The organism is Streptomyces sp. DF42 (assembly GCF_058267695.1).
Genome location: NZ_CM177859.1, coordinates 4,268,994 through 4,291,630, shown reverse-complemented (window position 1 = coordinate 4,291,630; position 22,637 = coordinate 4,268,994). Strand labels below are relative to the sequence as shown.

Here is a 22,637-nt window from a genome sequence, read left to right as displayed (position 1 = left end):
GGAACCGGGAGGCGCGTCTTTTGTGAGGGCCGCGCACCGCCACCCGTCAGGTGAGGGTGAACCAGGCGACGAGCAGGGCGGCCGCCAGGCCCACGGCGCCCAGAACGCAGAAGACGACAACCAGGGCGCCGCTGTCGTGGCCGTCGATGAGCATCCGCTTCGGGTTGTCGGGATCGTAGAAGACGGTCACCGCCGCACCCGCGCGGAGGTCACCGACCGAGTTGCTCGCGACCGAGGACACGGTCTCCACCGTCCGGCCGTCACCGGTCACCCACCGGACCACCGGCTGGTACATCGTGCGGTTCGAATCGAAGTCGCGGTGGGTCTTGAACCCGACGACCGTCGCGCGGGTCTGCGTCCCCTCCTCCCGCAGTCTGCGTGACCGGCGCCCCACGACGACGCCGACCGTCATGAACACCGTCCCGAGCAGCAGCGGAACGCCCGCCCCGATCAACCCGCCCATGACCCTGTGTCTCCTCGTCACCCGGAACCCGTCGCCGCACGCTACTTCAGCGCTGAACGGGGCCGCACTCTGGTCAACTGCCCCCATGAAGATCCTCACACCCCGCGCACTCCAAGCCCTCGAACGCTTCAACTCCGCGCACCCCTGGGACCACAACGCCCACTACCACCCATGGCTGCTACGGCAGTTGCCCCGCCGCTTCGACCGTGCCCTCGACGTCGGCTGCGGGACCGGTGACCTGGTGCGGCTGCTCGCCGGGCGGGCGAAGGAGGTGTACGGGGTCGACTCGGATCCGGAGATCGTGGGCAGGGCAGGGGAGTTGACCGGTGGCAATCGGCACGCCCACGTCGCCTTCTCCGTCGCCGACGCGCCGGACGGGCTGCCCCCGGGGCCGTACGACGTCATCACCTGCGTCGCCGTGCTCCACCACCTCCCGCTCACCGAGACCCTCACCCGCTTCCGGCGCGAACTGGCCCCCGGCGGCACGCTGGTGGTAGTCGGACTCGCCCGGGAGGAGGGCTTCGCCGACCGCTTCCTGAGTCTTGTCTCCGTTCCTCTCAACCTCGCGAACGGCTGGGTCAAGAACAGGGGGAGGGCGGCTCCCCGGCCCGCCTCCATGACCGCCAGAACCCGTGCCGCGGACGTCGGTTTCGCCGAGATCGGTCGTGAGGCCCGCCGGATCCTGCCCGGTGCCCGGCTGCGGCGGCGGCTGTTCTGGCGGTACACGCTTGTCTGGTCGGCGAGGTGAGCCGGTCAGAGGGTCGTCGCCGCCAGTGCGGCCCGCAGGTGTCCGTCCGAGTCGTCCAGGAGGCGGGCCGCCGTCGGGCCGTCGACGCCGGCCAGGATGGTCAGGATCGCGTTCTTCACCTCTCCGTCGGTGGCCGACAGCGCCCGCTCGATCTGCTCGTCGCCGGCGCCGGTGGCGAGGGCGACGATACGGCGGGAGCGGGCCCGCAGCTTCTCGTTCGAGGCGCGTACGTCGACCATCAGGTTCCCGTACGTCTTGCCCAGACGGATCATCGTGATCGTGGAGAGCATGTTGAGGACGAGCTTCTGGGCCGTGCCCGCCTTGAGGCGGGTGGAACCGGTGAGCAGTTCGGGCCCGACGACGATCTCGATGCCGTGGTCGGCGGCCGCGGCGAGCGCGCTGTCGGCGTTGCAGGCGAGGCCGATGGTCAACGCGCCCAGCTCGCGGGCGTGTTCCACGGCGGCGATGGCGTACGGGGTGCGGCCGGAGGCGGAGACGCCGACCACGGTGTCGGCGGCGATGAGGCGCAGAGCGTCGAGGTCGGTCCGGGCGAGCTCGGCGGAGTCCTCGGCGCCCTCGACGGACGTGACCATGGCGGCCGGGCCGCCCGCGATCAGGCCGACGACCTGCTCGGGGTCGGTGTTGAAGGTCGGCGGACACTCGGAGGCGTCCAGCACACCGAGACGGCCGGCCGTGCCCGCACCCGCGTAGATCAGCCGCCCGCCCCTCGCCATGCGCTTCGCCACGGCGTCGATGGCGGCGGCGATCTCGGGGAGGCGTTCGGCGACGGCCGCCGGGACGGTGGCGTCCTCGCCGTTCATGAGCCGGGCGATGTCGAGGGTGGCGAGTCGGTCGATGTCGGCGAGATCGGGACGGAAGGCCTCGGTGGTGAGTGATTCCAACTCGGCGCGGAGATCACGAGGGTTGGAGGTGGAGGTCATGGGGCGCGGCTCTTTCGAAGTACGGAACGGTGAGGGTTTGCTACCGACGTACGAAACGGCGAGGGTTCGCTTACCGGCGATGCCGATGCGCCAGCGCCTCGTACGACGCGGCCAGGGCCGGCGCCGCCGTCTCGTACGTCCGTTGCGCCACCCCCACGAACAGGCAGTCCACGACGAGGAGTTGGCTGGTCCTGGACGACATGGCGGCCGGCCGCAACTCGCTCTCCCGGGCGGTGGACGTCGTCAGCACATGGTCGGCGTACTGAGTGACCGCACCGTCCGGCCGTCCGGTGATCGCCACCGTCGTCGCCCCGCGCTCGAACGCGACCCGCAACGGCTCGATGACGTCCCCGGTCGACCCGGAGTGCGTGATCGCGATGGCGACATCGCCGCCGCGCAACTGCACCGCGTTCGTCACGGCGAGGTGCGGATCACTGTGCGCCTGGGCTATCAGCCCGATCCGCAGCAGTTTCTGCACGAGGTCCTGCGCGACGAGCCCGGACGCCCCGACGCCGTACACGTCGATCCGCCGCGCCCCTGCCGCCGCGCTCACCGCGGCCCCCAGCTGCACCGTGTCGAGCCCGGCCGCCGTGTCCGCGAGGGTCTGCTGCTCGTCGAAGGCGAGTTTCGCGACGACGTCGGCGATGGGGTCGTCCACCGCTATGTCGGTGGTGATGGCGGGCGCGCGCCCGGACTGCTGCTGCGCGGCCAGCCCGGCGAGGGCGAGGCGCAGATCGCGGTATCCGGGGTAGCCGAGCAGCCGGGCCGTCCTGACGACGGTGGCCTCGCTGGTGCCGGTGAGCTCGGCGAGACCGGTGACCGTGAGGGCCGCGCAGCCGGCCGGATCGCTCGCGACGGCCTCGGCGACGCGCTGCATGGAGCGGGTCATGGAAGGGCTGAGCGTGCGCACCTTGGCGGCGAGGGCGGCGGGGGCGGGGGGCGCGGCCGAGGGGCGACCGGGGCCGCCGCCGGGCTTGGCGAAAATTTCCTTCACGTTCTGGGTCACGTATGAAAGATATTTTCGGCTCGGGGTCGGGTCAAGAGTGCGCACAATGGGGGCATGCATCCCATCAGCCCCCTGGAGCAGGCGTTGCACGCGGCACGCGCCCTCGTGCTCGCCGACCTGGCCGCGAGCGAGGTCGCCGCGGCGGACGTCGTTTCCATGGTCGAGGAGTCCGTCGTGCAGCGCCGCTGGTGGGTCGAGCAGTGGCCGCAGGGCGTGGAGTACGTCGCCGGGCTGGTCGCCCAGGACGTCCAGGACGCCCTGCTGGAGGCGCACGGCCGCTGGCCCCTGTGCCCGGTCTGCGGCGGCGGCGACCCGCACGCGCTGGAGGTCGAGCCGGAGCTGGGTCCCGACCCGCACTGGGTGTGTCACAAGGCGGGCGTGAAGGTCGCGGCCGTGGGGGCGCTGGGGCCGGCCATGGGCGGGACGGCGCCGTGACGGTGTACATCGACCCACCCACCTGGCCGGGTCATGGCCGGATGTGGTCCCACCTGGTCAGCGACCTCTCCTACGAGGAACTGCACACGTTCGCCGACGAACTGGGCGTACCCCGGCGCGCCTTCGAGCGCGACCACTACGACATCCCGTCGCACCGGTACGCGGACGCGGTGCACGCCGGTGCCGTGGAGGTCAGCAGCCGCGAGGTGGTGCGGCTGCTGACGGGGGCGGGGCTGCGGCGGCCGAAGGGGCGGGCTCAGCGCCCCAGTTCGTAGGCCGGCCCGTCCTCGTCCTCGCTCACCTTGCGGAAGCCCGCGCGGGTGACCACGGCCTGGGAGGGGAGGTTGTCGCGTTCGATCGTCGCGAAGAGCGTGCGTACGTCGTCCCGGGCCAGCGCCCAGTCCGCGAGGGTGCGCAGTGCCTCGGTCGCGTAGCCGTGGCCGCGGGCGCCCTCGACGAGGTCGTAGCCGATCTCGGCCCGGCCCTCCTCGTCCGGGATGCCGTGGAAGCCCATGCCGCCGATCGCCCGGCCGTCCTCTCGCCGTACCAGGGCGAACACGCCGAACTCCGGGCGGTGCACGCCCCCTTCGTACGCCTTGATCAGGAAGCCGGCGGCCTCCCGGGTGCCGTCGAAGGGGCCGCCCTCGATCCACTCGAAGCCGCCGTCGCCGCCCGCGGTCAGGTCGCGTGCGGCCGCGGGCGTGACGCCCTGAAGGGTGAGGCGGTCGGCGGGGACGACGAGGTTGTTGTTCCAGCGCCACTCGGTGACCGGGGCGCGGCCCGGGAGTTCGCCGCGGCCGGTGGCCCACAGGAACGTGCGCCAGTGGTCGGGGCCCGGCTGCACGTGCGGGAAAATGTGGGTGAGGACGAACTCCGGCAGTGCGGCGGGCGGTTCGTACGGCAGGCCCAGACCCTCGGCGATGTCGTGCGTGTGGGCGAGGATCTCGGCGATGCCCATCGCGGCGAAGCCCTCACGGTTCCCGCTGCGGAAGGGGTACGGGTGGAAGGCGCGGGCCTCGCGCGGCGTCGCGCGCACGGTGGCGGTGAACAGGGCGCCGGTCGCCTCGATCACCTGCAGCAGGCCCGTGTTGTCGGTGCCCTCGTCGAGGGTGATCTCGAAGGGGACGTAGTCGTCCTGGGCGCGTGCCGCCAGGTTCGCGGCGTACCCGATCAGGTCCTCGGCGATGTGGAACGCCGTCGTGGCGCAACTCCACTCCAGCCGGCCCGCCTTCACGTCCGCCCAGTCCCGGTCCACTGCCGTGCGCAGCGCTGCCAAGCAGCCCGCCACGGCCTCCTCCAGCCTGTCCCCGCCCATTGGTCGCATGGGCCGCAGACTATGTGGCCGGGTCCGCCGGAAGCGACAGCATTTCCAGCTCGGAGCCGATGTTGTAGCGCGCCGTGGCCTCCCACTCGGCCTCTCCGTACGGCGTCCTGAACAGCCTTGGCAGATCGAGGAGTTGGCGCAGGACCGCGGCGCGTCCCTCGCGGAAGGCGGCACCGGGCACGAAGTGGTACTCCTCGCGCACGGCGGCCGTGTAGGCGGCGTACGCGGAGGGGGGCGAAGCCAGGATCGCGAGGTCGGCGTCGCAGAGGACCTGGCCGTCACGGTCGTCGACGGCGGGGGCGTGGGTGACGGTGAGCCGGACCAGACGGGCGACCTGAGCCGTCCTGGCCTCGGACACCCCCGCCTCCGGGAGGGCGCGCTCGGCGAGACGGGCCGAGCGCTCCTCGTTCTCGGACCGTTCGGGAAGGTAGACGGCGTCGTGGAACCAGGCCGCCAGGCGTACGGCGTCGGGGTCGGCCGCGTACTTCTCCAGCACGTCGATGTGGTCCAGGACCGCCGTGAGGTGGGCGAGCGTGTGGTAGTGCCGCTGCGGTTCCTGCCAGCGGACCAGGAGGTTGTCGGCGTACGGGGCCGGGTCGGGGCCGGCGCCGGGCGGCCGGGCTCCTTCCAGGGCGCGGTTCCAGCGAGTGCGCAGGGCGTCGAGATCGGCCATGCACGCATTCTCCCGTGTCTCGCGCCGGACCCCTAGCGTGATCCCCATGACGACTGCAGACCTGCACGACGTACGCGACCCCGAACTGCCCGGACGACTCCTGACCACGGAACGCGACGCGCTCGTACCGCTGCTGCGGACCCGCCCCGACGCCGACTTCGCGACGTTGACCGGCTCCTGTCCCGGCTGGAGTGTCCGGGACGTGCTCGCGCACTGCTCGTCCGCGCTGACGCGGGTCGTGGAGAGCCGGTTCGAGAAGGGAGTCTTCTCGCCCGAGTCGAACGACCGCGACATCGCCGAGCGCGCCCAGTGGACGAACGCGCAGGTCGTCGACGAGCTGGAGCGCGGCATGACCGAGGCCGGGCCGGTGATCGCGAAGGCGGGCGGGGTGCTGGACATGGTGGCGCTAGGGGAGTGGGTGCACGCGGGTGACGTACGGGATGTCTGGGGCGAGCCGGGGGCCTACGGGGGCGCCGGGCTCCCGGACGCGCTCGCCCTCCTCGCGCGGATCACCCGGGAAAAGGGCCGCGTACCGCTGCACGCCGACCTCGACGACGTGGACGAGCCGCTGCTGCTGGGCGAGATCAGCGGGGAGCGGACGCCGGCACGTTTCATCGGGGACGCCGCCACGCTCGTACGGCTCTGCTCGGGGCGTCCCGTGCCGAAAACCGCGGCGTACGAGCTCGCCGGGGCGGATGTCGGGGAGCTGAACATCTTCGGGTGACGGGGGGCGACCTCGCGGCCCTCCGCCCTCCCGTCGTACCCTGAGATTGGACTAGACCTGTAGCCGCTCCAGGGAACACCGACGGAAGGGGTCCTATGAGCACGCGTGCAGTCCTGGAGGTGATCGCCCTCGGTGCCGAGGACGCGGTCGCCGCCCAGGCCGGAGGCGCGGACCGCCTAGAGCTGGTCACCGACATGGCGGCCGACGGGCTGACCCCGCCGGTCGAGACCTTCGCCGGGATCCGGGCCGTCGTCGACATCGACCTGCGCGTGATGCTGCGGCTGACGGACGGATTCGCCGCCGGAGACGCCGAGGATGTCGCTCGGCTGGTCCGGGCCGCCCGGGAGATGCGGGCCGCGGGGGCCGAGGAGTTCGTGCTCGGGTTCCTCGACACCGACGGCCGCGTCGACCTGGACGCCGTGGAGCGGATCGTGGGGGAGCTGGACGGCTGCCGCTGGACCTTCCACCGCGCCATCGACCGGGCCGCGGACCGCGGCGCCCTGCGCAAGCAGCTGGACGGACTGCCCGGCCTGGACGCCTACCTCACGGCCGGCTCGCCCACGGGCGTCGACGACGGCCTCCCCACCCTGCTCACCGAGGCGGCCCGGAGCGGAGACCCCGGCTACGAGCCGCGGATCATGGTCGGCGGCGGCCTGCGGCTGGAACACGTACCCCGGCTGAAGGCCGCCGGCATCGACGCCTTCCACATCGGCGGGGCGGCCCGGCCGGGGGGCTGGGACGGACCGGTCGCGGCGGAGGCGGTGCGGGAGTGGCGTCGCGTACTGGACGAACGCTGAACATGCCCAGCTGAGGGCGCCGGACGGTGACGCTTTGCGGCTCCGCCGCGCCGTGCGCCCGGTGGCCGGGTGCCGGGTCTTGGGATCTGTATCTGGTGCCCTGCGGCTTGCGACCGACGATCCGCGGCCCGTGGCCGGTCTCCTGGCTCGCGCCCGGTGCCCGGTGGCTGGCACCGCGGCCCGCGCCGGGCGTCCGGCACCCAGCACAGCAAGGTGCCGGCCCGGCACCCGGCGCGCCCCGCACGCGGCACAGCGAGGTGCCCCCTCAGCCGATCAGGCGAGTTGAAGCGGCAGCGCGGCCGCGTGCGTCACGATCAGTCCGGAGACCGCTCGGGTCAGCGCCACGTACAGGCGCCGCAGTCCCGTGCGTTCGTCAGGCTCTCCGTCGACCACGGCCTGTGGCTCGTCGAGGACCACGTAGTCGTACTCCAGGCCCTTGGCGAGCGACGCCGGGACCAGGGTGAGGCGGGTGTCCTGGGTGGTCTCCTCGCCCGGGGCCAGGTAGGTGATGCCGGCCGCCGTCAGCGCCGCCGCCAGGGAAGGAACGCGGGCGTCGGCCACGATCAGCCCCGTCGAGCCCTCGTTGCGCAGCAACTCCTCGCACGCGGCGACGACTTCGGCGGTGCCGGTGATCGGGCGGAGGTCGAAGAAGCCCGGGTTCTCACGGACCGAGGCGACCGGGGTCAGGCCGGGCGCGATGTGCGGGAGCAGCCGGGAGGCGTACGTGATGACGTCCGTCGGGACGCGGAAACCGGCCGTCAGCTCCTCGATGACACCGTCCGACTTGCCGAGGTGGGCGAGGGCCTCGTCCCAACTCCTCGTCGCCCAGGGCGTGGTGCCCTGCGCCAGGTCACCGAGGACCGTCGCCGAACCGGTGGTGCAGCGGCGGCCGACCGCCCGGTACTGCATGGGGGAGAGGTCCTGAGCCTCGTCCAGGACCACATGGCCGAGGGAGTGCGTACGCTGCACCAGGTCCGTCGTCTCGTCGATCAACACCGCGTCCGCGGACGACCACTTGGCGGCCTTGACGCTGCGCACGGGCTTCGCCCAGAGGATCGTCTTCTGTTCGTCCTCGCTCAACAACCCCTCCGCGTGTACGGCGAGGAAATCCGCGTCCGTCAGCAGCCGCAGCACCAGTTTCGCCGGGTCGACCGGCGGCCAGACCGCCTTGACCGCCGCCTTGACCGCGCTGTTGCGGGCCACCGCGTCCTGCACCCGGTCGTCCGGTGCCTCGCCCGACCGCTCCATCTGCACCAGCACGGCATGCGCGATGCGCTGCGGAAGCGCCTCGCGGGCGGCGCCGTAGCGGATACCGCGGTCGAGCAACTCGCGGACGATGTCAGCGAGTTCGTGGGCGGCTACCCGCCAGCGACGTGAACCGCGCACCACCACGACCGGCTCGGCCGGCAGGGTGACGTGCGACTGGACGGCCCGCCGCAGCACCTCCGCCATCCTCGCGTCGCCCTTGATGATCGCGGCCGGCGCCTCGTCGGCGCCCCTGACCTCGACATGCGCCACGAGGTCGTCCACGGTGGCCTGCTTGACCGCCAACTCGCCCAGAGCGGGCAGGACTTGCTCGATGTAGTGCAGGAAGGACCGGTTCGGGCCGATGACGAGCGTGCCGGTGCGGGCGAGCCGCTCGCGATGGGCGTAGAGGAGATAGGCGACACGGTGCAGGCCGACGGCGGTCTTTCCGGTTCCGGGCCCCCCTTGCACGCACACCGTGCCGCCCAGCCCGCTGCGCACGATCTCGTCCTGCTCGGGCTGGATCGTCGCGACGATGTCCCGCATCGGGCCGACGCGCGGGCGCTCGATCTCCCGCTGGAGCAGCTTGCTCGTGCGGGCCACCTCCGCCGGGTCGGAGAGATGCTCGTCCTCGTACGCCGTGAGGTCGCCGCCCGTGTACCCGAAGCGGCGGCGCAGCGCGATGTCCAGCGGGTCCTTCTTGGACGCCCGGTAGAACGGCTGTGAGACCGGTGCCCGCCAGTCGATGACCATCGGATCGCCGTCGTGGTCGTGCACGTGCCGGCGCCCGATGTAGAAGCGCTCGCCGTCCGCGCCCTCCGCCCGGTCGGCGCCCGGGGAGTGCAGGTAGTCGAGGCGGCCGAAGAACAGCGGGGTGTCGCTGAGGTCGGCCAGCGCCTTGATGCGCTCGTCGATCTGGCGGGCCAGGACCTCGGCGTTGACCCAGTTCGCGGTGACGTCGCGGATGTCGAGCGACTCGACGTCCTCACGCATGGCGCGCAGGGCGGCGCGCGAGTCGGCGAGGTGGGAGCGTTCGCGGGAGAGCGGGTCGAGGGGGTCGGCGGACGGCTTGGCATCGTCGAACGGCTTGGCGTCAGCGAACGGCTTGGGGTCGTCGAGTGGCTTGGAGTCGTCGACGGGCGTGGACACGGGGATGCCTCCGAAGGCCTGCGGTGCGGATGGCGCCGGTGGACGGCGCTGCATGGCGAAAAGCCGTCCGGTTTCCGGCCGGGCGGCGGCGCTCCGTGGAGGGAGGCGGGCAAGAGCGGAGATTCTAGGCCAGACGCCGAGACGGAAGCCAACCGTTTTTACGCCACCCAGGGGTCCCCCGGTCCCCCGATCCCCTGGTCCCTTAGGGGATGTCCCCGTCATACCCGGGAGGGACGGCTCTGCCCGAAGTCGTACGCGGCGGCGGCGAAGCTTCGGTCCGCAGGCCGATGCCCGCCTTATGTGCTAAGAGCCACCATGGATACATGAGCGCAGCAACCTTCACCCCAGCCCCTGGCCCGGGCCGGCCCGGCGGTGCCACAGCCGTCACGGGCAGCCACCCCCACCGACTCGGCGACGCCCTGCGCGCGATCAAGGTCTTCGCGGGCGCCGCCTTCCGCGTCGTCGTACTCGGCGAGTACGGCGAGGAAGCGGGCGTACGACGTAGGTGACCGCAGCCAAGCGGAGGGTCGAGGGCCGTGACCTACGCCCCCTCCGCCAGCAGCTCGTCCGCGTCCACGATCCGGTACGCGTACCCCTGCTCCGCCAGGAACCGCTGGCGGTGCGCGGCGAAGTCCTGGTCGAGGGTGTCGCGGGCGACGACCGAGTAGAAGTGCGCCTGGTGGCCGTCGGCCTTGGGGCGGAGCACCCGCCCGAGCCGCTGGGCCTCCTCCTGGCGTGAGCCGAAGGTGCCCGACACCTGGACGGCGACCGTCGCCTCCGGCAGGTCGATGGAGAAGTTCGCGACCTTGGAGACCACCAGCACGCTGATCTCGCCCTCGCGGAAGGCGCCGAAGAGCTTCTCGCGCTGGGCGTTGGACGTCTCACCCTTGATGACCGGCGCGTTCAAGTGCTCGCCCAGCTCGTCGAGTTGGTCGATGTACTGCCCGATGACGAGGATCTGCTGACCCGCGAACCGGCGCACGATCGCCTCCGTGACCTTGCGCTTCGTCTCGGTCGTGGCGCAGTAGCGGTACTTCTCCTCGGTCTCGGCGGTGGCGTAGGCCAGACGCTCGGAGTCCGTGAGGTTGACCCGGACCTCCACGCAGTCGGCGGGCGCGATGTAGCCCTGCGCCTCGATCTCCTTCCACGGCGCGTCGAACCGCTTGGGACCGATCAGGGAGAAGACGTCCGACTCACGTCCGTCCTCGCGCACGAGGGTCGCCGTCAGCCCGAGCCGCCGCCGCGCCTGCAGATCCGCCGTGAACTTGAAGACGGGCGCGGGCAGCAGATGCACCTCGTCGTAGACGATCAGACCCCAGTCGCGGGAGTCGAAGAGTTCCAGGTGCGGGTAGACGCCCTTCCGTCTCGTGGTCAGCACCTGGTAGGTGGCGATGGTGACCGGCCGGATCTCCTTGCGGGTCCCGCTGTACTCACCGATCTCCTCCTCGGTCAGCGAGGTCCGCTTCACCAGCTCGTGCTTCCACTGCCGCGCCGAGACGGTGTTCGTGACGAGGATCAGCGTCGTCGACTTCGCCTGGGCCATCGACCCGGCGCCGACGAGGGTCTTCCCGGCGCCGCACGGCAGCACCACGACCCCGCTCCCGCCGTGCCAGAAGTTCTCCACGGCCTGCTTCTGGTACGGGCGCAGCGCCCACCCGTCCTCGTTCAGCTCGATCGGGTGCGCCTCGCCGTCCACGTACCCCGCGAGGTCCTCGGCCGGCCAGCCCAGCTTCAGCAGCGTCTGCTTGATCTGCCCGCGCTCGGAGGGATGCACGGCGACCGTGTCCGGGTCGATCCGGGCGCCGACCAGCGGCGCGACCCGCTTCGAGCGCAGGATCTCCTCCAGCACCGGCCGGTCGGTGGTCGTGAGGACCAGCCCGTGCGTGGGGTGCTTGCTGAGGGTCAGCCGCCCGTACCGGTCCATCGTGTCGGCGACGTCGACGAGCAGCGCGTGCGGCACCGGGTAGCGGCTGTACTGCACGAGCGCGTCCACGACCTGCTCGGCGTCGTGCCCGGCCGCGCGCGCGTTCCACAGCCCCAGCGGCGTCACCCGGTAGGTGTGGATGTGCTCGGGTGCCCGCTCCAGCTCCGCGAACACCGCGATGGCCCGACGGCACTCGCCGGCCTGTTCGTGGTCGACCTCCAGGAGCAGGGTCTTGTCGGACTGGACGATTAGGCAGGACACACATACCTCCGGGGATAAGGTCCTCTCATGACAGAACCAACGCCTGTCACAGCACGGGCTATGCCCCGTGCCCGACGCCGGAAGGGCGTCCCGGCCAGCGCGCCGGGGATGCGCGCCGCTATCTATATTCGCCTATCGCGCGAAACCGACGAGACGACTTCGCCAGAACGCCAGCGCGCGGCCTGTGAGGCGTTGTGCGAGGCACGTGGCTGGGAGGTCGTGGCCGCCGAGGAAGACATCGACGTCTCGGGCTTCTCGCGTGGGCTCGACCGGCCGGGACTGCAACGCATCCTGACCAGGCTCGCCGAGCTGGACGTGATCGTGTTCTTCAAGATCGACCGGCTTGCGCGCTCGACGGTCGACTTCGCGGAGATCATGCGACTCGCCGAGCACCAGAGCGTCGCGCTCGCGTCGGCGACGGAGCCGCTCGACCTCACGTCGTCCATGGGCGGAGCCATGGCGAAGGTGATCGCGGTCTTCGCGGAGCTGGAGTCCGACACCATCGGCATGCGGGTGTCCAGCGCGCACGAGCATCTGCGCCGCGAGGGCCGCTACACCGGCGGTCGGGTCCCGTACGGGTACATGGTCGTCCCCAACCCCAACGGGGCGGGCAAGGTCCTCGCGGTCAACGAGGACGAGGCCAAGACGATCAAGCGGATCGTGGAGCGAGTCCTGGCCAAGGACTCACTCATGCAGATCATCAACGACCTCAACACGGAGGGCGTTCCGTCGCCCGGCCACTCCTCACGCCAGACGACGGGCAAGCGCAGCGACTCCAAGCAGTGGTACACGACGACGCTGCGGAGTCTGCTGGGTAACCCCCAGTTGCTCGGCCAGGTCATCGAGGACGGAAAGCCGATCCTGCGGACGGACGGCCTGCCGCTGGTCAACCGGCCGCCGATCCTCGACACGGACACCTGGCAGGCGCTCCAGGACGAGTTGGCGCGCCGGGCCAATCCCGGTGAGAAGCGCCGGGAGGGGACGTCGCTGCTGCGCGGCATCATGCACTGCGGAGTCTGCGGCGAGCGCATGTACACCTTCAGCGGGCGCAACGGTCAGCTTCGGTACCGGTGCATCGGCCCCCTGAAATACCGCCAGCGGGCGGCGAAGGGGGAGGAGAAGCCGGGCGTGAAGTGCTACGGGCCGACCGTGGCGGGGGTGACCACGGAGGAGCACGTCACGGAGCAGTTCCTCGCGAAGCACGGGCACCTTTCCGTGATGCGGATGGTCCAGGAGGTGGGCGAGGACTTCCGCCCGCAGATCAGGCAGGCGGAGGAAGCGTTGGCCGACCTGCAAAAGGATCGCTATGACCGGGGCCTGTTCAGAGGTGATGACGGGGCGATCCGGTACGCGGAGCAGTACGCCAAGCTGGAAGAGCGACTGGCGACCCTGAAGGAGAGGCAGCGAACGGCGAAGCCGGGCGGCGTGAAGGCGGAGCCGACCGGAGAGACGCACGCCGAGCAGTGGAAGCGCTCGGACGTGGCCGGTAAGCGAGATCTGCTGTTGAACGCAGGCGGCTACGTGGAGGTGGCACCCGCGCGGCGTGGCGGCAAGAAGCTGGACACGTCGCGTCTGTCGGTGCACTTCGGCGAGGAGGGGCACATGCGGCGGGCGGCAGCGGCGAAGGAGACCGAACGGGAGACCGAGGCGGCTGACAGCCAGGGCTGACGCCCAAGGCACCGGACACACGCAGCGGCGCCCCCACCGGACGGACGAGGTGGGGGCGCCGCTTTTTTGTGTCAGGTCAGGCGGCGTGCTGGTCGGGATTGTGCCAAGGGCCGATGACCTTGATAGAGGGGCGGCAATACGACAGCGCCGCACCGTCGCGGGTTGTGAACTCGACTGTCTCTGCAACGAGTTCACAGAGGGCGTCCCCGTCTGTCTCGGACAGTGCCGTCCTCAGCGTGGGGACGGACTCTGTCAGGTCCCATGAGGGGGAACTGAGGCGGAAGCCGCCGAGGGCGTGTGCGTCGGCGAGGCGGAAAGAGAGGCGAGTACTGGGCTGGGGTTCGGGCGTCAGTGAGTTCGCCGTCGCCGAGGGCGGTGATGGGGTCGACCATGTACCGGCCGCCCCAGGCGATGACGCGTTCGCCGATGCCGTCGGAGGCGATGGTGAGCCGGGCGCGGTCGACGGCCAGGCCCACGGCGGCGCTCAGGGCGTCGAAGGTGGCCCAGGCCGGGGCGGGGTGGTGTGGCCGTCGGGCCCGTCGAAGCGGATCACGGCGTGGAAGTGGACCAGGCCGCGCTTCTGGTACTCGGCGACCTTGGCGAAGGAGACACGCAGAGCGGCGTTCAGCGCCTTCTGGGTCATGCCGAGGTGTTCGGCCAAGGCGCGGCGCAGGTAGGTGGTGAAGCGCGCCCACAGCCGACCGGCGTGCGCGTTCCAGAGCACAGCGCCCGTGTAGTCGTACGTGGCAGGGTTCAGCGGAGTGCCCAACGCCGGGTCATCCTGGGCGTGTTGGGCGCCGCAGCGGCAGGGGCGGGGCTTGCCCGCGTGGTCGGTCTTGCGGCAGACACCTGATGCGGACACGAAACCGGCCTACGAGAACGGTGCTGCCGGGAGATGATTCGGCGGCTGTCGCGCGCCGTTCGTACGCGGCACCCCCGCCGGGCCTTCCGCAGCACGACACCCCGGTGGTCCTACGGATCGGCGGCCTGCGGGAGTCGACGGCTTCATCCGGAGCAACAGGTCGGCCTGGCAGCGCACTCGGTGAGGCTGCCTTCGGCAGGGGCCATACGGTGGCACCCTGCACCGTCATTCGGTATCAAGCACGGTGAAGTCGGCCAAAGGGCTGACCGAGAGGGTCTGTTCCGCCCAGATGGTTTTGCCCTCGGTGGTCTGGCGGGTGCCCCAGGCGGCTGTGAGCTGGGCGACCAGGAGCAGGCCACGGCCGCCTTCGTCGTAGGCGTGGGCGCGGCGCATGTGGGGGGCGGTACCACTGGCGTCGGAGACTTCGCAAATGAGGTTTCGGTCGTGGTGGATCAGACGCAGTTGTACGGGGGGTTCTGCGTATCGGATGGCGTTGGTGACGAGTTCGCTGACGACCAGTGCGGTGACGAAGTCGGCGTCCTCCAGTCCCCAGGCCGACAGTTGGGCACTGGCGTCCTTTCGGGCCTGGGCGACGGCGGCCGGGTCGGCGGCTATTTCCCAGGTGGCGACCCTGTTGGTGTCCAGCACTTTGGTGCGGGCGAGGAGCAGGGCGATGTCGTCGGAGGGACGGGCGGGCAGCAGGGCGGCCAGTGTGGCGTCGCACAGGTCGTCCAGCCGGGCGGGCGTTTGGGCGAGGGTTTGGCACAACAGGGACAGGCTGGCGTCGATGTCCCGTTCGCGGGATTCGAGCAGCCCGTCGGTGTAGAGGGCGAGGAGGCTGCCCTCGGGCAGTTCGATGGTGGTCGCCTCGAAGGGGAGCCCGCCCAGTCCCAGCGGGGGGCCGACGGGGAGATCGAGCAGTTTCGCGGTGCCGTCGGGGGTGACCAAGGCGGGTGCCGGGTGCCCGGCCGAGGCGATCGTGCAGTGCCGGGACGTCGGGTCGTACACGGCGTACAGGCAGGTCGCGCCGACGTCTCCGGTGCTCTCGGCTCCGGGGCCCGGCGGCGGGGCGTCGTCCTGTTGGGCGGACAGGCGGGCGACGAGGTCGTCGAGGTGGGTGAGCAGTTCGTCGGGGGGCAGGTCGATGTCGGCGAGGGTGAGCACAGCGGTGCGGAGCCGCCCCATGGTGGCGGAGGCGTGGATGCCGTGGCCGACGACATCGCCGACGACGAGCGCGACCCTGGCGCCGGACAGCGGGATGACGTCGAACCAGTCCCCGCCGACCCCGGCTCGGGCACCGGCCGGCAGGTAGCGGGACGCGACCTCCACTGCGGCCTGCGCCGGCAGTGCCTGGGGCAGCAGGCTGCGCTGCAGGGTGACCGCGGTGGCGCGTTCGCGTGCGTAGCGCCGGGCGTTGTCGATGCAGACCGCCGCCCTGGCGGCCAGTTCCTCGGCCAGCACCAGGTCGTCCTCACGGAACGCCTCCGGATGTCGGTGGCGGGTGAAGACCACGACGCCCAGGTTTGTGCCGCGGGCGGTCAGGGGTACGGTCATCGCCGAGTGCATGCCGAAGTCGCGGACCGCGGCGGCCCGGCCCCGATCGTGGGCCGTCCATCCGGTGATCGCGGGGTCGGTCGCGTGGAACAGCAGAGCACGTCCCGACCTGAGACTCTCGAGCGGCGGGGAACCCTCCGGATAGCTGTCCACCTCGCCCGGGGCGACGACCGCCTCGGGGGTTCCCGGGTTCACCGACCGGTGGGCGGCGCGCCGCAGTGAGACCGGGCCGTCTGGCGTGCCCGGGGGCGGCTCCTGTGCGTCGTCGAGGGAAAGGAGCAGATCGACGCTGACGAAGTCGGCGAATTCGGGGATGGCCAGGTCCGCCAGTTCCTGAGCCGTCCGCGTCACGTCCAGTGTGCTGCCGATCCGCGTACTGGCCTCCGCGAGCAGCATGAGCCGCTTACGGGCCCAGTAGTGTTCAGTTATGTCGTGGTAGGCCATACCTAGGCCCTGAACACGGCCGTTCGCTTGCTTCAGTGGGGTGACGAAGTTCGCGTAGGCGTGCACGCGGCTCTCGCCAGGGGCCGGCACGTAGAGCACCGCGACCTGTGGCTCACCGGTCTCCAGCGCCCGCAGCATGACCCGCTCCAGCTTGTGCACCTCCGGATGGTCCATGCCCTCCGAAGGCCGCAGCCCGCGCATGTCGTCCTCGCTGAGGGCAAGGGAACGCCGCATGGCCTCGTTGCACCGGAGCAGGCGCAGCCCGGTGTCGAACACCCCCATGGCGCAACCCGTCGCGGCCTCCTCGTGGTGCTGGCTCACGAGAGCGTCGTCCTCGGGCTCAGGCCGCAGCCCCGTCAGTGCGGAGACCATGTACCACTCTCCGGGCCGCCCGCCGTCGGGCGCCCGTTTGTGCGCCAGGACCTTGACCTCCAAGCGGTGGCGGTCGCTGTGCCGGAGAGCGATCCTCCCGTTCCACCGGGGCAGCTGCGCGAGGGACCGCAGCTCCTCCTCATCGATCTCCTCGGCCAGCAGGCCGGCCGCTGGGCGTCCTACCATCTGCGTGGGCGAGTACCCGAGCAACTTCTCGGCCCCAGCGTTCCACGCTGTCACGATGCCGTGTTCGTCGATGGTGACCTGTGCGCTGAGCGCCTCGTCGAGGACGTTCTCGGACGACCCCGGCACCCGGTCGCTGGCCCTGCGTAGTGCCATTGGTGCTCATCTCCTACGGAGATCTTCACCGCCTTCAGCGTGTGGTGGCCAGACTCGCGCGCCCAGCCGACTGCGGCTGTATATGACCTCGTGACTCATACGCTGACCCCGATGGTACGCCGTCCATTTCCACCGACAACGCCCGACGTCGCAGAAGGTGCGGCGGCCAGGTCGATCAGGACGAGTGTCGCAAGCGCCTGACGATCGCGCATCCGGGCGGCTGACTCCCGTCCGGGTCCCGCGGGGTTTTCCCCGGTCGACCGGGGAAAACGGGGACTGAAGCGATCGGTGGTCTCAGACGCGGCCCGGGTCCCTCCGGGGATCATCTCCGCAGGCGCCGACCGGCACGGATCACCGCTGCTCGGCCCCACCCTCGAAGCAACGAAAGCCAGGTAGGAGCACTCCCGGAGCAAGTGAACGCCGTCCTCGACCGGGGCTACGACAGCGCCGGGACCCGTGCCTTGCCCGACGAGTTCGGCTTCACCGGCGAGATGGCCCGTAGGGAAAGCATCACTGACCACGCGGACCACTCCACAGCTCGGACGTATCCGCTAGCGTGTGCATCGCACCTGATCGTATGGACGATGAGTGGACCATTCACGCCGGGGGACCCTTTCCGAACGGCCTGGCGACCGGACGGCGCCGGCCAAACGTCCAGTCTGCCGTACCCCGCCTCCTTTCGGGGAGGCGAGCACGTCACACCGGGCAGCCGGCGATCTTCAGGACCCCTCGGTGAGTTCCGCCAGCCGGCGCAGGTGCGGACCGTACTCCGGGTCGGCCAGCGCGGCGGCGAACTGGGCGGTGAGGTAGGCCAGCGGGTTGCCGGTGTCGTACCAGCGGCCCTGGATGACCTGGCCGTACACCGCCTTGGTGGCGGCGTAGGCGTTGATCGCGTCGGTCAGGTAGATCTCGCCGGTCCGGTGCTCGTACCAGGCCTTGGTCTGCTTGCGCAGCTCCTCGACGATGCCCGGCGTGATGACGTAGCCGCCGATGGCCGCGTAGCCGGAGGGCGCGTCCTGCGGCTTCGGCTTCTCGACCAGGCCGGTGATGCGCAGAAGGCCGTCGCCGAGATCCTCCTTGACCCGGGGCACGCCGTAGCGCTGCGAGTCGGCCGGATCCATGGGGAGCAGCGCGAGGACGGGGCAGCTGGTCGCCTCGTAGGCCCGGATCAGCTGCTGGGCGCGCGGGACGTCGGCCACGAAGACGTCGTCCGGCCACAGGACGAGGATCGGCTCGTCGCCGACGTTGCGGGCGGCGTTCAGGACGGGCGTGCCGTTGCCGTAGGGGCCGTGCTGGTCGAGGTAGGTGATGTGGCCCTGCAGGGACAGCTCGCCGACCTCCTCCACCGCGTCCGCGTAAGCCTCCTTGCCGTCCGCCCGCAGCTGGGCGACGAGCGCCGGATTCGGCCGGAAATGGTCCTGGATCAGACCCTTGCCGCCGGAGACGACGATGGTGATGTCGGTGATGCCGGACGCCACCAGCTCCCGCACCGTGTGCTCGACGACGGGCTTGTCGCCGACGGGCAGCATCTCCTTCGGGATCGCCTTCGTCAGCGGCAGCAGGCGGGACCCCAGCCCTGCGGCGGGGATGACTGCGCGGCGGATCGTCGTGGCCATGACGCCCCTTTCGTCGAAAAGCCGGTCTCGGTTCCGGTCCCGTTCAGCAAACGCTGCCCGCGAGCCCGTGCCGGAAGCCCTGGGTGAACAGTTCCGGTCATGCCGGTGGAGCTGCGACGAAGCGCATGGAATTCCATCGTGCAGGCACTGGGCTCACGCCTCGTCGGCCAGTTCCGCCACTCCCGTCACCCGGTGCAGCGGATACGTCCGTACCTCGTCCGCCGTGTGGTCGTACGCCGTCACGAAGCCGCCCTCGACGCGGATCGGGGCGATGACGCGCTGGCTGGCGGTGCCCTCGGCGTTGACGTAGCCGATCCACAGGGCCCCGCCGGTCAGGACGGCGGCCTGCATCGTGGCGAGGGTCTCGGCGGAGCCGGTGCGCGGAAGGACGCCGCCCGGTGCGGCAGAGGGGCCCTGCTTGCGCGGGGTCGTGGAGGCCAGGTCGCCCGCCCGGATCGCACGGATCGCGGCCGTCAGGAGCGTCGCGTCGGGGGTCGGCGGGCCGTCCGGGACCGGCTCGGGCGCGGCGCGGGGCGGAGTGCGGTGGGCGTCGGCGCGGGTGATCAGGACATCGCCCTCCGCCGACTCGGCGGCCGGCGCGAAGCCCATCGCGCGCAGACCGTCGAGGAGGGTCGCGGGGTCGGCCTGGGTGGCGAGGACGGTCGGGGCGAGGCGGCGCAGACGCAGCCCGGCGGCGCGCTTGTCGGCGAGGATCTCGTTCAGCATCGCGTCGTCGTCGCAGCGCACATACGCCGAGGCGGCCCCGACCCGCAGATGCCCGTGCCTGCGGGCCACGTCGTCGATCAGATACGTCAGCGGCTGCGGGACCGGGGTGCGCGCGTGGGCGGTCAGGAAGGCATGCAGGTCGGAGGCGGCGTTCCCGGCGTCCAGGGCGCGCCGCACCGAGCCCGGCGTGAAGCGGTACACCGTCGCCCCGCCCTTCGACTCCACGTCCGCCAGCAGGCCCAGCATGTCGGCCAGCGGCCGCCGCAGCGGGCCGGGTGCGACCGCCGTCAGGTCCGCCTGGAGCAGGACGTGGTCCAGGGGTTCGGGCAGCATCGGGGCGAGGAGACGGGCGGCCGCGGTAGAGGCGGTGATCTGCTCGGCGGGGGAGAGGGGCTCCAGGGCGACCGGCACATGGTGGACGGGGAGCTTGTCGCCCGGTCCCCCGTCCGCGTGCGCGGGCGTGGCCGTGGGCTTCTTCGGCTCCGGCGCCCCGAGCAGCGCCCGCCCGTGCGCCGACAGCGCGCCCCGCCCCGTCACACCCAGCATCTCCGCCTCCGACAGCGCCCAGGTGGCGAGCCGTCCGCGCAGGTCGTCGTCCTGCTGGGGGCCACGCAGGGGCCGCTCCCAGCGCAGCCGGTCCAGCACCGAGGCGGCAGCGGGCGACGCCCCTTCCGGCAGCCCGGCCAGCAGCGTCAGCACCCGGTGCCGTACCTCCGGCGCGGCGCTGCGGTCGAGCCCCGGTCCGAGCGCCGACAACGTCCGGTCCTTGGCGTCCCGCCCCCCGACCACGCCCGCCGTCCGCGTCGCCGTCAGCCACGCGTGGGCCAGCCGCGCCCAGCGCTCGGCGGTCGGCTGCTCCAGCCACTCGTCGTGGGCCGGGGTCGCCGCGTACCGCTCGTCGGCCTCGCCGTCGGAGGCCAGCAGCCCGGCCGCGTAGGCGAGTTCGACCCAGAAGGCGGCGACCGGCTCGGACACGTCGAGGGCCACGGCGGTGCGCTTGAGGTCACGCACGCTGAGCCCACCGGCCCGCAGCACGGCCGGCCCGCCCTCGTCCCAGTCCTTCAGCAGCTCCTCGACCGTCGACAGCGCCGTGTACGCCTGGCCGGCCGCCGTCGCGTCCACAACCTGTGGACGGTGCGTGCCCGTCACCTCCAGCGCGGGCGGCCGCGGCTCGACGACCCGGTGCGCACGGCCGCCGCGCAGATGCAGGGCCACCTCACGCGGGAGTACGACCGTCCCGGGCGCCGTCGGCAGCAGCAGCCCGCGGTCAAGGAGCCAGCGCAGCCGGGCCGCCGGCTCCGCCGTGACCTGCCCGTACGGCGGCCCCCACACCAGCCGGTCCAGCACCTCCCGCGACTCCTCGGGCGCCCCGGCCAGCAGCGCCGCCATCCGGGAACGGTCGCCGAACAGGGCGGCGAGCGAGCCGACCGCGGAGACGGAATCGTGCGTCGAGGGCAGTCCGACCGCGGTGACGATCTCCTGGATCCGCCCCGGCGACATGCCCGCCGTCGCCTCCTGCACCGTCGGCCCGAGCCCCGTCGGCGAGGGGTGCTGCGGCGAGGGCGCGAGCAGCTCACGGGCCGTCCGCACCAGCCGCAGCCGGTCGTCGCCACCCCACGCCAGGGCCTGCTCGCGCAGGGTGCCGAGGGCGCGGGGGAGCGCGGTTGCGACCGCCGGATCGCCGTCGTCACCGACCAGCAGCCCGAGCAGCTCGTCATACCCGGCCGGGTCCGCCGCCACCGCCAGCGCCTGCGCCGTCTGCAGCGCGAAACGGTCCAGCCGCTCCAGCGCCCGCACGACCGACGCGCGCGTGCCGGCGCGGGTCGCCAGCTGGGTGAGGTCCGTGGGGACGGGGGTGATGAGATCGGGGCGGGCGCGCAGCAGTTCCGCCAGGGAGGCGTCGTCCCTGTTGCGCAGTGCCTCTGCGAGTGAACGCGGAGCGGCCGGGGTGCTCATCTGACTCACGGTAGCGGGTGCGTGTGGTGGTTGAGCCGGGTAGCTGCGGGTGGGTGGGGTTCGCGGCCCCCGGGGGCTTCGCCCCCGGACCCCCCGTCGGCCTTCGGCCTCGTCCTCAAACGCCGGACGGGCTGGAATGGCCGGCGGGCTCGTGCGTGTGCGCGGGGCGGGCTGGATTGGCCGGGGTGGGCTCGTGCGTGTGTGCGGGACGAGTTGGATTGGCCTGGGTGGGCTCGTGCGTGTGTGCGGGACGAGTTGGATTGGCCGGGGTGGGCTCGTGCGTGTGCGCGGGACGGGCTGGAATGGCCGAGGTGGGCCGGAATGGCTGAAGTGAGCTGGATGTCGTTGCCCTGCGCTACCGTCGTGGTCTGGGGGTATCCAACACACCCGCCCCGGAGGGGACTTCGTGGGGATCGAGAGCGACAAGGTCGTCTACGAGTATCTGAGCCGCGTCGGCGACGTGGCCCAGCAGCGGCAGCTGCCGTCGGCCGCGCGCATGCGCCTGGTGTCGGAGCTGCGGGGCGAGATCGACCGGCGCCGGGCGAAGACGACCGTCGACAGTCCCGCCGCCGTCCGCCGCATCCTCTCCCGGCTCGGCAGCCCCGACGAGGTCGTGGCGGCCGCGGGCGGCAGCGCCGCCGCCCCGCAAGGGACCCCCGCCCATGTGCCGGTGCAGCGGGACGACGAGCCGCAGGACGGCAGGCGGCTGCCGAAGAGCCTGCGCCGGGTCGTACCGCGCCCGCGCCCCGCCCAGCCCGAGAAGCCCGCCCCCGCCGACGCCTTCTTCGACGCCCCCTCGTCGCCGCACACGGCGAGTGCCCAGGAGCTCGGCGGCAGTGCGACCCAGCCCGACTGGTGGCGGGTGGAGAGCACACCGTTCGGTGAGAGCGTCCCCGGGTTCACCGGCGGCGTGGAGATCCCCGATCTGCTCAGGCCACCGCGGCCGAAGGAGCCGGAGAAACAAGCGGCACCGGTACCGGCCGCGGAGAAGGCCGTGGAAGCCGAGGAGGAGGTCGCGCCCGAGGCCCCCGCCGCCCGTCGTCGCCGCTTCGCCCTCCCCGCCGGCGGCTGGAGCAACCCGCTCCTCCTGATCGCCGCAGGACTGCTCGTCGTCGGCGCGATCCTCGGAAACTGGTTCGCCCTGCTGTTCGGCTGGCTCATCGCCTACGCCTCCCGCAGGCTGACCCAGAACGAGTCGAAGTGGGCCGTCATCGGCATGCCCGGCCTCGCGCTCGCCGCCGGACTCGTCTGGCTGTGGGGCAGGAACGACGGCCGCTGGGGCACCCCCATCGCCCAGGGCCACATGAACGACGCGATCGCCGGGACCTGGCCATGGGTGGTGCGCGGGGCGGCGGTGCTGTCGGCGCTGTACGTGGTGTGGCGGTCACAGCGCAGGACGTAGGCCGCGCG

At 71.8% G+C, this 22,637-nt stretch carries 18 protein-coding genes and 2 pseudogenes; 9 read left to right on the top strand and 11 right to left on the bottom strand.

Annotated features, from left to right (window positions below; genetic code table 11):
* Nucleotides 1-46: 46 nt before the first annotated feature.
* A complete protein-coding gene (locus tag ACYUED_RS19410) occupies nt 47-463 on the bottom strand; it encodes a DUF3592 domain-containing protein (RefSeq protein ID WP_491293544.1) in 417 nt (138 codons plus the stop codon).
* A gap of 85 nt (nt 464-548) precedes the next feature.
* Between ACYUED_RS19410 and ACYUED_RS19405 the strand changes: the two genes are divergently transcribed.
* The gene (locus ACYUED_RS19405) at nt 549-1,211 is read left to right on the top strand and encodes a class I SAM-dependent methyltransferase (RefSeq protein WP_491293543.1); all 663 of its coding nucleotides are present in this window, start codon (nt 549-551) and stop codon (nt 1,209-1,211) included.
* A 5-nt stretch (nt 1,212-1,216) separates the two neighbouring features.
* On the opposite strand, the gene murQ is transcribed toward ACYUED_RS19405, so the two are convergent.
* Nucleotides 1,217-2,152 (bottom strand): N-acetylmuramic acid 6-phosphate etherase, encoded by a 936-nt coding sequence (gene murQ / locus ACYUED_RS19400; protein WP_491293542.1) that lies wholly within the window; start codon nt 2,150-2,152, stop codon nt 1,217-1,219.
* A gap of 70 nt (nt 2,153-2,222) precedes the next feature.
* Nucleotides 2,223-3,158, bottom strand: a complete 936-nt coding sequence (locus tag ACYUED_RS19395; protein WP_491293541.1) for a MurR/RpiR family transcriptional regulator — start codon at nt 3,156-3,158, stop codon at nt 2,223-2,225.
* A gap of 54 nt (nt 3,159-3,212) precedes the next feature.
* On the opposite strand from ACYUED_RS19395, the gene ACYUED_RS19390 reads away from it, so the two are divergent.
* Together ACYUED_RS19390 and ACYUED_RS19385 are read left to right on the top strand one after the other, a co-directional pair.
* Nucleotides 3,213-3,593 (top strand): DUF8819 family protein, encoded by a 381-nt coding sequence (locus tag ACYUED_RS19390; RefSeq protein ID WP_491293540.1) that lies wholly within the window; start codon nt 3,213-3,215, stop codon nt 3,591-3,593.
* Complete coding sequence (locus ACYUED_RS19385; RefSeq protein ID WP_491293539.1) at nt 3,590-3,868, top strand: DUF4031 domain-containing protein; 279 nt, start codon at nt 3,590-3,592, stop codon at nt 3,866-3,868. Before ACYUED_RS19390 ends, ACYUED_RS19385 begins: the two co-directional genes overlap by 4 nt.
* Here ACYUED_RS19385 and ACYUED_RS19380 read toward each other — a convergent pair.
* Together ACYUED_RS19380 and ACYUED_RS19375 are read right to left on the bottom strand one after the other, a co-directional pair.
* Nucleotides 3,850-4,908 carry a GNAT family N-acetyltransferase gene (locus ACYUED_RS19380; protein ID WP_491294327.1) on the bottom strand — a complete coding sequence of 353 codons (1,059 nt, stop codon included), beginning with the start codon at nt 4,906-4,908 and terminating at the stop codon, nt 3,850-3,852. The two genes, ACYUED_RS19385 and ACYUED_RS19380, sit on opposite strands and share 19 nt — an antisense overlap.
* A 19-nt stretch (nt 4,909-4,927) precedes the next feature.
* Nucleotides 4,928-5,590, bottom strand: coding sequence for an HD domain-containing protein (locus ACYUED_RS19375; protein ID WP_491293538.1), 663 nt, complete (start codon nt 5,588-5,590; stop codon nt 4,928-4,930).
* Nucleotides 5,591-5,636: 46 nt separating this feature from the next.
* Between ACYUED_RS19375 and ACYUED_RS19370 the strand changes: the two genes are divergently transcribed.
* Together ACYUED_RS19370 and ACYUED_RS19365 are read left to right on the top strand one after the other, a co-directional pair.
* Nucleotides 5,637-6,314, top strand: a complete 678-nt coding sequence (locus ACYUED_RS19370; RefSeq protein ID WP_491293537.1) for a maleylpyruvate isomerase family mycothiol-dependent enzyme — start codon at nt 5,637-5,639, stop codon at nt 6,312-6,314.
* Between the two features lie 95 nt (nt 6,315-6,409).
* A complete protein-coding gene (locus tag ACYUED_RS19365) occupies nt 6,410-7,111 on the top strand; it encodes a copper homeostasis protein CutC (RefSeq protein WP_491293536.1) in 702 nt (233 codons plus the stop codon).
* Between the two features lie 273 nt (nt 7,112-7,384).
* Here ACYUED_RS19365 and ACYUED_RS19360 read toward each other — a convergent pair whose 3' ends face one another.
* Nucleotides 7,385-9,505, bottom strand: a complete 2,121-nt coding sequence (locus tag ACYUED_RS19360; protein ID WP_491293535.1) for a HelD family protein — start codon at nt 9,503-9,505, stop codon at nt 7,385-7,387.
* A 323-nt stretch (nt 9,506-9,828) separates the two neighbouring features.
* Between ACYUED_RS19360 and ACYUED_RS19355 the strand changes: the two genes are divergently transcribed.
* Nucleotides 9,829-10,014, top strand: coding sequence for a hypothetical protein (locus ACYUED_RS19355; protein WP_491293534.1), 186 nt, complete (start codon nt 9,829-9,831; stop codon nt 10,012-10,014).
* A gap of 32 nt (nt 10,015-10,046) precedes the next feature.
* Here the strand turns inward: ACYUED_RS19355 and ACYUED_RS19350 are convergent, their stop codons facing one another.
* Nucleotides 10,047-11,690 carry a DNA repair helicase XPB gene (locus ACYUED_RS19350; protein WP_491293533.1) on the bottom strand — a complete coding sequence of 548 codons (1,644 nt, stop codon included), beginning with the start codon at nt 11,688-11,690 and terminating at the stop codon, nt 10,047-10,049.
* A gap of 27 nt (nt 11,691-11,717) precedes the next feature.
* Between ACYUED_RS19350 and ACYUED_RS19345 the strand changes: the two genes are divergently transcribed.
* Nucleotides 11,718-13,358: a recombinase family protein gene (locus ACYUED_RS19345; protein ID WP_491293532.1), complete on the top strand. Its 1,641-nt coding sequence runs from the start codon at nt 11,718-11,720 to the stop codon at nt 13,356-13,358.
* Nucleotides 13,359-13,690: 332 nt separating this feature from the next.
* Here the strand turns inward: ACYUED_RS19345 and ACYUED_RS19340 are convergent.
* Nucleotides 13,691-14,199, bottom strand: a pseudogene (locus ACYUED_RS19340) (replication initiator); the annotation flags it as partial.
* 246 nt (nt 14,200-14,445) lie between these two features.
* Nucleotides 14,446-16,929 carry a SpoIIE family protein phosphatase gene (locus tag ACYUED_RS19335; protein ID WP_491293531.1) on the bottom strand — a complete coding sequence of 828 codons (2,484 nt, stop codon included), beginning with the start codon at nt 16,927-16,929 and terminating at the stop codon, nt 14,446-14,448.
* Between the two features lie 240 nt (nt 16,930-17,169).
* Between ACYUED_RS19335 and ACYUED_RS19330 the strand changes: the two are divergent.
* Nucleotides 17,170-17,432, top strand: a pseudogene (locus ACYUED_RS19330) (IS5/IS1182 family transposase); the annotation flags it as partial.
* Between the two features lie 216 nt (nt 17,433-17,648).
* On the opposite strand, the gene ACYUED_RS19325 reads toward ACYUED_RS19330, so the two are convergent.
* Nucleotides 17,649-18,545 carry a UTP--glucose-1-phosphate uridylyltransferase gene (locus ACYUED_RS19325; RefSeq protein ID WP_491293530.1) on the bottom strand — a complete coding sequence of 299 codons (897 nt, stop codon included), beginning with the start codon at nt 18,543-18,545 and terminating at the stop codon, nt 17,649-17,651.
* 153 nt (nt 18,546-18,698) lie between these two features.
* Nucleotides 18,699-21,227, bottom strand: a complete 2,529-nt coding sequence (locus tag ACYUED_RS19320) for a helicase-associated domain-containing protein (RefSeq protein ID WP_491293529.1) — start codon at nt 21,225-21,227, stop codon at nt 18,699-18,701.
* A gap of 406 nt (nt 21,228-21,633) precedes the next feature.
* Between ACYUED_RS19320 and ACYUED_RS19315 the strand changes: the two genes are divergently transcribed.
* On the top strand, nt 21,634-22,629 hold the full coding sequence (locus tag ACYUED_RS19315; protein ID WP_491293528.1) for a hypothetical protein: 996 nt from the start codon (nt 21,634-21,636) through the stop codon (nt 22,627-22,629).
* Nucleotides 22,630-22,637: the final 8 nt, after the last annotated feature.

Coding starts and splice junctions, on each gene's coding strand:
- ACYUED_RS19370 (WP_491293537.1), top strand. CDS start 5,637: ATGACGACTGCAGACCTGCACGACGTACGCGACCCCGAACTGCCCGGA.
- ACYUED_RS19410 (WP_491293544.1), bottom strand. CDS start 463: ATGGGCGGGTTGATCGGGGCGGGCGTTCCGCTGCTGCTCGGGACGGTG.
- murQ (WP_491293542.1), bottom strand. CDS start 2,152: ATGACCTCCACCTCCAACCCTCGTGATCTCCGCGCCGAGTTGGAATCA.
- ACYUED_RS19365 (WP_491293536.1), top strand. CDS start 6,410: ATGAGCACGCGTGCAGTCCTGGAGGTGATCGCCCTCGGTGCCGAGGAC.
- ACYUED_RS19375 (WP_491293538.1), bottom strand. CDS start 5,590: ATGGCCGATCTCGACGCCCTGCGCACTCGCTGGAACCGCGCCCTGGAA.
- ACYUED_RS19325 (WP_491293530.1), bottom strand. CDS start 18,545: ATGGCCACGACGATCCGCCGCGCAGTCATCCCCGCCGCAGGGCTGGGG.
- ACYUED_RS19320 (WP_491293529.1), bottom strand. CDS start 21,227: ATGAGCACCCCGGCCGCTCCGCGTTCACTCGCAGAGGCACTGCGCAAC.
- ACYUED_RS19345 (WP_491293532.1), top strand. CDS start 11,718: ATGACAGAACCAACGCCTGTCACAGCACGGGCTATGCCCCGTGCCCGA.
- ACYUED_RS19335 (WP_491293531.1), bottom strand. CDS start 16,929: ATGGCACTACGCAGGGCCAGCGACCGGGTGCCGGGGTCGTCCGAGAAC.
- ACYUED_RS19405 (WP_491293543.1), top strand. CDS start 549: ATGAAGATCCTCACACCCCGCGCACTCCAAGCCCTCGAACGCTTCAAC.
- ACYUED_RS19380 (WP_491294327.1), bottom strand. CDS start 4,908: ATGGGCGGGGACAGGCTGGAGGAGGCCGTGGCGGGCTGCTTGGCAGCG.
- ACYUED_RS19390 (WP_491293540.1), top strand. CDS start 3,213: ATGCATCCCATCAGCCCCCTGGAGCAGGCGTTGCACGCGGCACGCGCC.
- ACYUED_RS19355 (WP_491293534.1), top strand. CDS start 9,829: ATGAGCGCAGCAACCTTCACCCCAGCCCCTGGCCCGGGCCGGCCCGGC.